This window comes from Thermodesulfobacteriota bacterium, assembly GCA_030583865.1.
Classification (GTDB): Bacteria; Desulfobacterota; GWC2-55-46; order GWC2-55-46; family GWC2-55-46; genus UBA5799.
Genome location: CP129479.1, coordinates 2,366,112 through 2,377,533, shown reverse-complemented (window position 1 = coordinate 2,377,533; position 11,422 = coordinate 2,366,112). Strand labels below are relative to the sequence as shown.

The window sequence follows — 11,422 nt, the reverse complement described above, 5'->3', positions numbered from 1 at the left end:
TTTATGAGGATACTCGTAGTATCGCCCTTCCCGCCCTTTCCGCCTGCCGACGGCGGCAAGGTCAGGGTCTTTAACCTCATAAGGGAGCTTTCGCAAAGGAACGAGGTCACGCTCATATGCTTCTACGCCGGAGAGGGCGAGCTTTCCGCCCTCAAGGAGCTCGAGAGATACTGCAGGGTCGAGCCGGTGGAAAGAAGGGAACTCGTCGGGCTTGGCTCCCTCTTCTTCAACATGCGCCACATACTCTCGCCATACCCGATAATATCCCTCGCTTACCGCTCGAAGCGGATGCATGAAAGGCTGAACGCCCTGCTTGCCTCGGGCTCCTTCGACGTCGTCCAGATTGAGCTTACGGAGATGGCGCGCTATCTCCCGGAGGCCTTTCCCGGCGTAAAGGCCCTTACCGAGCAGGACCTTTCATTCGTGACCCAGCACCGCCGCGCCAGGAACGCCCCCGGCATTGTCTGGAAGGCGTTTTTCTACATCCAGTGGCTTAAGAGCAGGTGGCTTGAGAAAAAACTTTCCGGACGCTTCGACCTCAGGATAATGATGTCGGAATCCGACGCGGAAACGCTCCGGAGGCTTTGTCCGGGAGACAGGTTTCTGGTTACGCCGAACGGGGCGAATCCTTTAAGCCCCGAAGAGGCGCTCGCGCCTTTTGAGCCTGGGAAAAGGCTGCTATACATAGGTTCTACCGGCCACTGGCCGAACAGGGACGGCCTCCTCTACTTCCATGAAGCCATATTCCCGATACTCAAGGAGATATGCCCGGGCGTGAAATTGGACGTGGCGGGGAGCGACCCCGTGGGCGCGCTTAAGCCCCTTGAGTCAGACCCGGATATAAGGCTTCACGGGTTCGTCAAAGAGACCGGGCCGATGCTAAAAAAGGCAATATCCATAGTGCCGCTCAGGGTCGGGAGCGGCACTAGGCTTAAGATACTGGAGGCGATGGCAGCCGGCTCGCCGGTCGTTTCGACCTCGATAGGGTGCGAGGGCATAGAGGCAAGGAATAACGAGAACATCCTCATAGCCGATACCCCCCGGGAGTTCGCGGAGGCCTGCAAGAGGCTCATGGAAGACCGCCCTCTATCCGACAGGATACGGAGGGGCGGCTACGCCCTTGTCACGGAGAAGTATTCCTGGGAGAAGATAGCGGCCGGGCTTGAGCGGAGATACATGGAGCTCCTCGCGGAAAAGGGCAGAAAGGCCCCTGGAAACCGGAAGGCGCTGAATTAATGGCCCCGAAGGTCTCGATAATCGTCCTCAACTGGAACGGGTATAAGGATACGGCGGAGTGCGTGCAGTCGCTTAAAAAAGCAGCCTATCCGGACCTTGAGATAATAGTCGTCGATAACGGCTCTGTAGACGGCTCCTTGAATGCCCTCAAGAGGCGTTTTCCATCCGGCATAAGGTTCATCGGGACCGGGAAAAACCTTGGCTTTGCCGGTGGCTGCAATGCGGGCATAAGGCAGGCCCTTCAAGACGGGGCGGATTATGTCCTGCTCCTGAATAACGACACGGTCGTAGCGCCCGATTTCGTAAAAGAGCTTGTTGCCGCCGCTGAAGTCGAGCCCCGGGCGGGAATACTCTGCTCAAAGGTGTATTTCCATGACAGGCCTGATGTAGTATGGTACTCGGGGGCGTACTTCAACAGCCTTTTGGGTTGGGGCAGGCACCTGGGTTTCAATAGGAAGGACCCCGGCGGTTCCGGGGCAATGGAGACAGGCCGTCCCACGGGATGCGCCATGATGGTGACGAGGGAGCTTTGCGAGAGGACAGGCCTCTTCGACGAGGACTATTTCTGCTACGCCGAGGACCTCGACTGGGGAATGCGCGCGAAAAAGTCCGGGTTCAAGGTGCTCTACGTGCCCTCCTCGAAGGTCTGGCACAAGGTATCGGCATCGAGCGGGGCCGTAGGGGTGGCCGCGTCGCTTTATTACTCGACCCGGAACACCTTGAGGTGCGTTGACCTGAACAGGCCTTTACCCTTTCCATTGCGGCACGCGAGGTACCTTTCGATATTCGCAGCCTCGTTTTTAAGCCTTTTTACCATGAAGACCCCGGCGGCCCCCGGCGCGAGGCTGATTATAAAGGGCTTCAGGGACTACCTGAGGGGGATAAAAGGGGAATTGCGCTGAACGCGAAATGACGGACTTGCTGAATTCCATTTTCCATTTCAGAGGGGCGATATGAAGATACTTGTTACAGGCGGCGCGGGATTCATCGGCTCGAACGTGGCCGACGCGTACATAGAGGCCGGGCACGAGGTGGTCATACTCGACAACCTCTTTACCGGCAGGCGTGAGAACCTGAACCCAAGGGCGAAGTTCTACCTCATGGACGTGCGCTCGCCCGAGGTCCGAAAGGTGTTCGAGCACGAAAGGCCGGATGTCGTTAACCACCACGCGGCGCAGATGTCTGTCCCGGCCTCGGTCGAGGACCCGCTCTTCGACGCGGACGTGAACGTAAGGGGCTTTCTCAACGTCCTCGAGGCCGCAAGGAGGAACGGGACGAAAAAGGTGATATTCATATCCTCGGGCGGGGCCGTCTACGGAGAGGCTGCGGAATACCCGACCGGGGAGGATTATCCTCCCAGGCCCGCGTCGCCCTACGCCATAACAAAGCTCGTTTCCGAGAAGTACCTCGACTTCTACCGGAACCAGTACGGGCTCGACTACTCGGTATTGAGGTACGCTAACATATACGGCCCCAGGCAGGTCCCGCACGGCGAGGCCGGCGTTGTCGCCATATTCATGGACAGGCTCATATCCGGGCTTCCCTGCACGGTCAACGCCTATAAGGACGAGCCGAAGGGCATGACCAGGGACTACTGTTTCGTGTCTGATGTGGCCCGGGCCAACCTCCTGGCCCTCGAAAAGGGTAGCGGGGGCATATACAATATAGGCACAGGCATCGCGACCCATACATTGGAGCTCTTTAACGGCATCGCTTCAGCCCTGAGCCGGGTCAGACCCTTGCCTGAGGCCATAAAAACCCCTGCTAAAGGCGATGCGAGGCCCGGGGATATCAAAAGGAGCTGCCTGAGGATTGAGAGGGCAAAAAAGGGGCTTGACTGGGAACCGATTGTTCGGCTCGAAGGCGGACTGGGATTAACCCTCGACTGGAGACTCGGGAAAACGCTTTAGGCTGCTGAAAAAGTCCATCTGCTTCGAAGGCTACGTCGCTGGCTACGAAGGCGTATACAAAAATACGCCTCATTCATCGCTCCCCTATTCCAATGGGGGCCTCGCATCTGGAGCTTTTTGAACAGCCTAAGCGGATTTTGCGTTTCCGCAAGCTGTCAGGATTCCCGGCTCTCTTCCTGCTTCACGAAATCTTCGAGCGAGATCGCAAGCAGGTCATACCCTGCCTTTACATAGGTGTACCCGTGTGAATCAAGAAGGCGCTTGCAGGCGGTCCGTTCGCTTTTTGGCATGTTGACGATTTCCATGTTTATGACCCAGGGATGGAAGGCGCTGAAGTCGAGCTGCTTCAGGACATGGTAATCAAAGCCCTCGGCGTCTATCTGCATGATGTCTATCCGCGCCACATTATGCTCCCTCAATACCTCCGGAAGGGTCATGCAGGGCACCTCCTCCTTCACCACGAACGGACGGACCTCGGGGAAGGATAGGGCGTTCCGGTCCGCGTAGATTGATGCGGCACCAAGCCCCCATCTCGGCACGCGGCCTTCGATGACATGCTCGGAAGGGACCCTGAAGAGATCTATAGTCCCGCAGTGCCCGGCAACAGCCACGTTTGAAAAGGCGATCCCCGGGTTTTCCCGGTAGGTCTCCTTCAGCTTCTCGAAATGCTCCATTACGGGCTCGATAAGGAGCCCGCCCCAGCCGAATCGCCTTATATATTCGTGCACCGGGTCGAAGGTCCTGCCGTCCATGGCGCCGACCTGGACGACAAAGGCGCGGCTCCCGAGCCTTTGGCCGAGCGTTTCAAGGAAATGGCGGAGATCGAAATGAGGCATAGGGACCGCTCCCGGAAAAATCTTTGCATTTCGAGGTTATCACTTACGGGACCGGTTATAAAGTCCTTTGTCGGACATGGCTGAGTCCCTCGGTTCGGAATCGCTCGCGTTTCTCTGTTTCATGGTGCAAACTGGGCCGTTTTAAGATAAAATTGGCCTTCATTCACAGTGGCCGGATACGGTGGTTTTCGATATACCTTCCAGGGGTCTCAGGCATGAAGTCATCCACTTTGAAGACGGTCCTGCTAACGCTTCTCATCTGGGGCATTGCGCTTCCCCCCATCCGCGCACATATAGCGCAAGACGAACCCGAAAGGCTCGACCCCGAGACGTACAGGCATGATTTGCCGCTGGCAAAGGGCAAGTTTCTTGTGGCAGAGGCCGGCTTGAATGACCCGGTCTTTAATAAGACCGTTATACTCCTATTTGAATACGGGAGCCACGGCGCAGCCGGGCTGATACTCAACCGGCCCTTGAAAATGAAGCTCGCGGACAGCATACCGGGTGTTGCCGATTCCCGAAAGGACGACCCGCTTTTCTTCGGCGGCCCGGTCGAGCCCGGCAATGTCTGGATGCTATTCCGGACCGAGGAGGATATTGAGGGCTGCGGGCCGGTACTCCCCGGCGTTTGCGTGAGCACGAGCGAGGCGAACCTCAAAAAGGGTATGGAGGCCGGCATGCCGTCGGATTCTTTCCGCATCTATGCCGGGTACGCCGGATGGGCCACGAGCCAGCTCGAGAGGGAACTCCTCAGGGGCGGCTGGCATGTCATAGACGCTGTCCCGGACGCGGTCTTCTCCCCTGATCCCGCGAGGCTCTGGGACGAGCTGCTGCCGGGCTGAGCCGCCTCGCCTTTTCCCGGGATTGCGCCAACGTTTGACCGGTTTCACGGCCAGGTCTATACTTTGAACATAAGCAAATACGGCCCGTAAAAATCATGGCCTGAATGAGCAGGGCCATGCAAGAATGGGCGTTTTCGGATGAAAAGTCCCGGACATAAGAAATACTTCCTCGTCTCCCCCGGCTCCGAGCTGGACAAGCCAGGGCCCCCGGCTTACTGGATGAGGGACAAGGGCGGGCATTGGGAAGATGCCGCGCGGAGCCGCTGGAAGGAAAAGGACGTGCGAGACATTGTGCTGGAATCGGTCTCGTCAGAGCACATCCGCCTCCTTGATTGGACAAGGACACCGTACTACGACCCGGAATGCAATTCCGGGTGGCTGTCGCGCGAAGGGAGGTTCTATGGCTGCCCCACCTACGCGCACGACGTGCTCGCGTTCTGCGTCCTCGGCATGAAGGTGCCTGAGCTTGAGGACCAGGGCTGGGTGAGGATATATAACGAGAACTGGTACGTCTGCCAGAAAAGGCTCAGCGCCGAGCAGATGAACTGGCTCTCGGAGAACGGGCACAAGGTGCACGATTAGGATTGGACGGGGGCTAAAAGAACTTTTTCCGCACTGCCGTGCGGCTTTCGAGGGTAAGGATCGCTTGCTAGCCGCCTCCCCGACCCCGTGAACACACAAAAGCGAGCAGAGACCCCGGAGTTATTTTTCCGGGGTCGAGCGAGCGGATTTAAATCCGGCAATCTTCCTCTTGTGTCGGAGATTCCCGGCGAAATGCCGGGAATCTTCAACGGGCCCCTTAAGTCGCGGAGTTTACCCTGAGCGAAGCGAAGGGCCTCGTTCTGCTTCCCCGGCCCGTTCACGCTCTTCCTCCCTTATGCCGCGCTCACCTTACCCTCCGGGGTTTGTTAAAGACAAAAAAGAATCGAAGCACTTTTGTTTTTCAAACCACCCCGGGGAAAGGGCGAGCGAGGCGAGGAAGCAGGAACTCGGCCAAGGGGCCGAGCGAGGAGGATGGGGGCGGAAAGCGAGCGGAGCCTTATGCCCAAAAGAGCGCGGTAGCGCGTTAAAAGGCCTTCTGCAAAAAAAGCTATCTTTAAGCGCAGCGGCTTTTCAGGACTTGAATAGCTTCTTAAGCTCCTCTACCGGGTCGATTGCCTTGCCGCTTCCTGCCGCCTCCCTGAACTCGAAGTACTCGCAGAAGTTGGACTTTTCCTTGTCGAGCACGCGCTCTGCCGCCGGTTCCCTGCATTCATTGTATGAGGCTGGGTCGTAGAACCTGCAGTTCAGGCACACGAGGAGGTCCGAGCCGCAGACCGGGCATGCCTCGCCCCTTCCGGGCCTGTACCTGGCCTCGATGGCCTTCTTGCAGTGGAAGCACTGTGCCATGGCCGTTATTATAACACCCATGCGTTTGAAATCAAAACCCGTATCAGAGGCCGAACTTCGAGGCCCTGTCCGACGAGAATATCCCGGAGGGCCTATTTGCCGGAAAATCCTTTATGAGCGTGTAGGTGTCGGCGTCGTAGACCGCTATCCTGTCCTCGCCCTGTATCGATACGTAGACCGCCTCGCCCTTTGGCGTGAACTGCGGGTGGATGGCCCCCTTGCCCGCGTCTATGGTCTTCTTGACCTCGAGCCGTTCGACGTCGATGACTTCAATAAGCCTTTCCTCCTTGCTTCCTGGCTCTCCGACGTTATCGACCCATATCTCCCTGCCTCCCGGACGCGCCACGACGAAAAGCGGCGTGCCTGAGACGGGTATGGACTTCACCACCGTCCAGCCGTCCGTCTCATAGACTATCACCCTCTTTTCAGCGAAGGCCGGAACAAATGCGAGCCTCCCTGCTATGGCCCAGGACTCGAGGTGAGGGATATGGTGGAGCGGCACTTTTTCGGCGTCCTTCTTTATGGCCGACCTCCTCTCGCGTACGTCTATCCTCTTCATCCCGTCGAGCTTCCAGGTATCCAGAAGCCCCATCCAGTCGGAATTGAGGAGGCCGACCATGTAGTGCCTGCCGTCGGGCGTTATGAGCTGGTCGTAGGGGGTATCGCCCACGTCCTCGAATTTCCTGACAGCCGGGAACCCTTCCTGCCTCATGTCCACCACCCAGACCGCGTTCCCTTCCATGAGGGCGAATATCATGAGGTTGTCGGCAGTGTCGAGCGGGCCGATTGTCCTCGCCCTCGACTTGCTCCCGTCCGGCAGGGTGAACTCCGCCGGGATATCCTTTACCACTTCAAGGGTCGCGGAGTCCATTACGACGGCCCCGCCCGGCTCGTAGTTGCATACCATTATGTACCTGTTGTCCCTGGATATGGCGATGCCGATGGAGCTTTCGCCCGCCTTCTTCTGTGCGGCGAGTTCCATGCCCAGGAGGTCTATCTTGCTTATCGTGCCGTCCCTTGCCGCGACGAACGCGAACCGTGCGTCCCTTGAAAATACGATCGAGGCGTGCTTCAGGTTGCCGAGCCCCGCTATCCTACCTATGAGCTCGTGGTTCACGGAATCGAAGACCGCGACCCTGCCGTCTTCCCTTTCGACCACGACCATCAGGGCCGCGGTCCCGTAGACTTTTCTTGCGCTCTCCTCCGCTATGGACTGGCACGCGCTTGAAAGGAAAAAGAAAAGGGCCCCGATTATGATACCCGAAATTCTCATTCCGCCTCCTTTTAACCCCTAAGATTGAATTACCCGCCGCTTGCCTGGCGGTTCATTTGCCGAGCGTTATCCCTATCTCCTCGTCCGTAAGATAGCAGGCGGGGTCCTCTGCCCAGAAATCGCCGTATGCGGACGCGGCCCTTGCCCTGCTGTTCCCGCCGCAGATGTCGAAGAAAGAGCACCAGTTGCAGCGGCCTTTTATGAACGCCTTCCTGTCCCTGAGGGCATTAAGGAGCGGCTCCGGGCCCTTCCATATGTCTCCGAAGGGCCGCTCCCTTACGCTCCCGAGCGTATGCCCTTGCCAGAACTGGTCCGCGTGCACCATGCCGAGGTTGTCTATGCAGGCGATGTTCACGCCTGCGGTGTTGCCGCCCCTTCCGGAAAGGAGCCCGCGCACCGCCTCCGCCCTTTCCGGGTCGCTCTCCTTGAGCTTCAAATACAGATAGGCCCCGTCGGCGTCGTTACTGCCCGTGACGATCTCCCTATGGACGCCCTTTTCGATAAGGCCTGCCGCGCGCTCGAATATATAATCGAGCGCCGCCCTCGTCTCGGTGTATCCGAGGTCTTCCTTTGAAAAGGCCCCGCCCCTGCCGGAGTAGACGAGGTGCGCAAAATACCCCCTGTCAAGCCCCTCGTTTTCAATAAGGTCGAATATGAAGGGGAGCTCCCCGACGTTGCTCCTGCTCAAGGTCAGGCGGACGCCCGTGGGTATGCACTGGTCCTTCAGGCGTCTTATCCCGTCCAGGGCCTTTTTGAAGCTCCCCTTCGAGCCCCTGAGCCTGTCGTTCGTCTCCTCGCTCCCGTCGATGCTTACTCCCGCATACGAGAACCCGGCTTTTTTTATCTTCCGGGCAGCCGGTTTGTCGATGAGCACCCCGCTTGTCGAGAGGACGGTCCGTATCCCTTTTGCGCCTGCGTATTCCGCCAGGTAAAAGATGTCGGCCCTCGTAAGCGGGTCGCCGCCGGAGAAGATTATGGCAGGTACGTGGAACGCGGAAAGGCCGTCGATTACCGAGGCGGCCTCTTTGGTCGGAAGCTCCCCTCCGAACGCCCTGTCCCGGGAATCGTTATAGCAATGCAGGCACCTCAAGGTGCAGCTCCTGGTCAGGTTCCAGACGACTACCGGCCTGGGCTCCCGCGAATAGCGGAGCCTTTCCGTCGGGCTGCTGCAAAGGACCTTTCCGGAAAGTAGCGCTGAAACCGATAGCATCGCACCCCCAAGGGGGCCGCCAATGCGCCCGGCCCCCGGCCTGGATATTAGTCAGCATAGCAGAAAAAAGGAAATCCGCACTGCCATGCGCCCGGTTGACATGGCGCATTTGTGGTGTTCTACTTTCCTTAGGCACGGCCCGGGGGATGGCATGGCAGAACATATGCTCGACAGCATCGACAAGGCGCTCCTCAATATAATCCAGGGCGGCTTCCCGCTCAAGGCGGAGCCCTATGAGGAGCTTGGGAGAATGGCGGGGGTGTCCGGGGATGAGGCGCTTTCCCGGGTCAGGCGGCTTGTTGAAGCCGGGGTCGTCCGCAAGGTGGGGCCGTTCTTCGACGCCAGAAAGATGGGCTCCGCATCCACGCTCTGTGCTGTCCATGTGCCTCCGGAGAATATAGAGCACGTCGCGTCGGTCGTGAATTCCCGGCCCGAGGTCACGCATAACTACCAGCGTGACGGGGTCCCGAACCTATGGTTCACGGTAATCGCCCCTTCGAAAGAGGCCATAGGCGAGGTCATATCCGACATATGCGAAAGGGCCGGGATATGCCGGGTGCATAATATCCCGGCTTCAAAGATGTTCAAGGTCAAGGTGGATTTAAAAGTGGAATGATAAACGACCCCAGGGACATAGCGCTTATAAGGGTCCTCCAGGACGAGGGACTCTTCCTCACGGCCAGGCCCTTCCACGAGGCGGCGGAGCGCCTCGGCTGGAGCGTGGAGGAGGCGCTTGAGCGCTCGGCAGCACTGCTTGAGCGCGGGGTCATAAGGAGGTTCGGGGCCGCGCTTACCCCAAGGAACGCGGGGTTCAGGCATAACGCGATGGTGGTCTGGGATATCGACGACAAAAAGGCAGAGGAGGCCGGGAGCGCCCTTTCCGGGCACCCGAGGGTGAGCCACTGCTACATAAGGCCCAGGTTCGAGGGCTTCCCCTTCAATATCTACACGATGGTCCACGGGAATTCGCGCGAAGACCTTGAGGGCGTGACAGCCGAGCTGGCGGAAAGGGCGGGCGCGTCCAGGCAAAAGGCGCTGCACACAGTGAGGGAGTTTAAAAAAAGCTCGCCTGTATATTTCATGGATTACCGGGTTGAGCCCGCAGGGAGCTCAAAAGCATGAGACTCCCCTTTACTGTCGTAATCGGCCTGTTACTGCTATGCTCAAGCGCCCTGGCCGGGGTAGAAGACCTGTATCTCAAGCACTGCGCATCCTGCCACCACCCGGAAAGGCACGGCCTGAGCGGGCCGCCCCTCATACCAGAGTACCTCGGCTCCAAAAATGAAACCGAGCTCGCCCTGATAATACGAAACGGGCTTGAGGCGACCAATATGCCCGCCTTCAAGGGCGTTCTTTCCGAAGAAGAGATCCTTGACACCGTCCGCTTCATAAAGACGCCGGCAAAGGCCCCTGAGTGGGGCTTTGAGGAGATGCTCTCGACCCGGGTTGTCTCGTCGGAGGAGTACGGGCCAGGCCACGGCCTTGGATACGACAGGGAGAACCTTTTCATGGTCGTCGAGGCCGGGAAGGGGACGGTCCATTTCATGGACGGAGCGAGATTCGAGCTTATGGGGAGCGTTAAGGCCGGAGCTGTCCACGGCGGGCCAAAGTTCGGCCCCGGCCTTGAGCATGCGTTCATCTCGTCAAGAGACGGGTGGGTCATAAAATACGACCTCCTGAACTTGAGGGAAGCCGGCAGGATACGGGCAGGCATAAGCGCGAGGAACCTGGCAATTTCGTCTGACGGCAAAAAAGTGGCGGTAGCGTCCCTTCTGCCGGCGGGGCTCGTGGTCTTCGATGCCGCGACCCTTCTGCCGGTAAAGTCGTTCCGGGATTCCGGGGCCATGAGCGCTGTCTACGCCTTGAGAGAGGGGCGGAGGTTCGTTGCTGCAACAAGGGACAGGGCAGGCCTTGTTTTTATCGACGACGGAACGCTTGAGGAAAAGTTCATGCGGACACCGATGCCCGTGACGGATTTCTTCATCGAGCCGGGCGAAAGATACATGGCCGCCACCTCAAGGGGAAGCGGGAAACTATGGGTAGTGGACTTGAAGGAAGAGAAGACCGTAAAGGAGATTCCCTTGAAATCGGGCATGCCGCACCTCGCCTCAGCGTCGTTCTGGGAGTCGGACAATGAAAGGTTCGCCGCGTTCCCGCACATAGGCGAGCCGGTCTTGAGCGTCCTCAGGCTCGGGGACTGGGAGCTTCTGGCAGAAATAAAGGTGAAGGGGCCGGGCTTTTTCGCCCGCACGCATGAGAACGTCCCGCACGTCTGGGTCGATACCGGAACGGACACGATCCAGCTCATAGATAAAAAGACCCTCGCCATCGCGGGCGAGGTGGTCCCTGAGCCAGGGAAAAAGGCCATGCACATCGAGTTCACGGGGGACGGGGCGTATGCGCTCGTCAGCGTCTCGGAAGACGACGGGAGGATAGCCGTATACGACACCAGGACTCTTGAGCCTGTAAAGGGGATCCCCTTCAAAAGGCCCGTCGGCAAGTATAACGCCTCGAACAGGCGGTTCTGAATACCCGTTTCATCCGCTGTTTAAGCGCCCGTTGGAACTTTGGCCTTGACAAGGGCGCCCATTTCGTATTATAGATGTACCCTCCTGCAGCTCGCTTCTCTCTCTTGCGATCACCATCAACTGGACCAATCGGCAAAAAGGCCCCGATCCGGGGGCGCGGCATTCTATTGCGTGCAGCATATCGCGAGGAAGGAGGCA

General features: G+C 58.5%; 12 protein-coding genes. 8 read left to right on the top strand and 4 right to left on the bottom strand.

Annotation, left to right across the window (positions count from 1 at the left end; all coding sequences use genetic code 11):
• The first annotated feature begins 3 nt into the window (after positions 1 to 3).
• Genes QY316_11295 through QY316_11285 form a run of 3 tightly spaced genes read left to right on the top strand, consistent with a single transcriptional unit; the run spans position 4 to position 3,146 of the window.
• Positions 4 to 1,236, top strand: a complete 1,233-nt coding sequence (locus QY316_11295) for a glycosyltransferase family 4 protein (protein WKZ32486.1) — start codon at positions 4 to 6, stop codon at positions 1,234 to 1,236.
• A complete protein-coding gene (locus tag QY316_11290) occupies positions 1,236 to 2,138 on the top strand; it encodes a glycosyltransferase family 2 protein (protein ID WKZ32485.1) in 903 nt (300 codons plus the stop codon). The genes QY316_11295 and QY316_11290 overlap by 1 nt, the downstream gene beginning before the upstream one ends.
• 51 nt (positions 2,139 to 2,189) lie before the next feature.
• Complete coding sequence (locus QY316_11285) at positions 2,190 to 3,146, top strand: NAD-dependent epimerase/dehydratase family protein (GenBank protein WKZ32484.1); 957 nt, start codon at positions 2,190 to 2,192, stop codon at positions 3,144 to 3,146.
• Between the two features lie 155 nt (positions 3,147 to 3,301).
• On the opposite strand, the gene QY316_11280 is transcribed toward QY316_11285, so the two are convergent.
• The gene (locus QY316_11280; protein ID WKZ32483.1) at positions 3,302 to 3,982 is read right to left on the bottom strand and encodes an FkbM family methyltransferase; all 681 of its coding nucleotides are present in this window, start codon (positions 3,980 to 3,982) and stop codon (positions 3,302 to 3,304) included.
• Positions 3,983 to 4,197: 215 nt separating this feature from the next.
• Between QY316_11280 and QY316_11275 the strand changes: the two genes are divergently transcribed.
• Both QY316_11275 and QY316_11270 read left to right on the top strand, forming a co-directional pair.
• Positions 4,198 to 4,824, top strand: a complete 627-nt coding sequence (locus tag QY316_11275) for a YqgE/AlgH family protein (GenBank protein ID WKZ32482.1) — start codon at positions 4,198 to 4,200, stop codon at positions 4,822 to 4,824.
• Between the two features lie 138 nt (positions 4,825 to 4,962).
• A complete protein-coding gene (locus tag QY316_11270) occupies positions 4,963 to 5,406 on the top strand; it encodes a hypothetical protein (protein ID WKZ32481.1) in 444 nt (147 codons plus the stop codon).
• Positions 5,407 to 5,937: 531 nt separating this feature from the next.
• Here QY316_11270 and QY316_11265 read toward each other — a convergent pair.
• From QY316_11265 to QY316_11255, 3 genes are read right to left on the bottom strand one after another with little or no spacing between them, the layout of a single operon-like run.
• A complete protein-coding gene (locus QY316_11265; protein WKZ32480.1) occupies positions 5,938 to 6,234 on the bottom strand; it encodes a hypothetical protein in 297 nt (98 codons plus the stop codon).
• Positions 6,235 to 6,256: 22 nt separating this feature from the next.
• The gene (locus tag QY316_11260) at positions 6,257 to 7,486 is read right to left on the bottom strand and encodes a cytochrome D1 domain-containing protein (protein ID WKZ32479.1); all 1,230 of its coding nucleotides are present in this window, start codon (positions 7,484 to 7,486) and stop codon (positions 6,257 to 6,259) included.
• 52 nt (positions 7,487 to 7,538) lie between these two features.
• The gene (locus QY316_11255) at positions 7,539 to 8,696 is read right to left on the bottom strand and encodes a radical SAM protein (protein ID WKZ32478.1); all 1,158 of its coding nucleotides are present in this window, start codon (positions 8,694 to 8,696) and stop codon (positions 7,539 to 7,541) included.
• A gap of 151 nt (positions 8,697 to 8,847) precedes the next feature.
• On the opposite strand from QY316_11255, the gene QY316_11250 reads away from it, so the two are divergent.
• From QY316_11250 to QY316_11240, 3 genes are read left to right on the top strand one after another with little or no spacing between them, the layout of a single operon-like run.
• Positions 8,848 to 9,312 (top strand): AsnC family transcriptional regulator, encoded by a 465-nt coding sequence (locus QY316_11250; GenBank protein ID WKZ32477.1) that lies wholly within the window; start codon positions 8,848 to 8,850, stop codon positions 9,310 to 9,312.
• Positions 9,309 to 9,818 carry an Lrp/AsnC family transcriptional regulator gene (locus tag QY316_11245; GenBank protein ID WKZ32476.1) on the top strand — a complete coding sequence of 170 codons (510 nt, stop codon included), beginning with the start codon at positions 9,309 to 9,311 and terminating at the stop codon, positions 9,816 to 9,818. The genes QY316_11250 and QY316_11245 overlap by 4 nt, the downstream gene beginning before the upstream one ends.
• Positions 9,815 to 11,224 (top strand): cytochrome D1 domain-containing protein, encoded by a 1,410-nt coding sequence (locus QY316_11240; GenBank protein ID WKZ32475.1) that lies wholly within the window; start codon positions 9,815 to 9,817, stop codon positions 11,222 to 11,224. The genes QY316_11245 and QY316_11240 overlap by 4 nt, the downstream gene beginning before the upstream one ends.
• Positions 11,225 to 11,422: the final 198 nt, after the last annotated feature.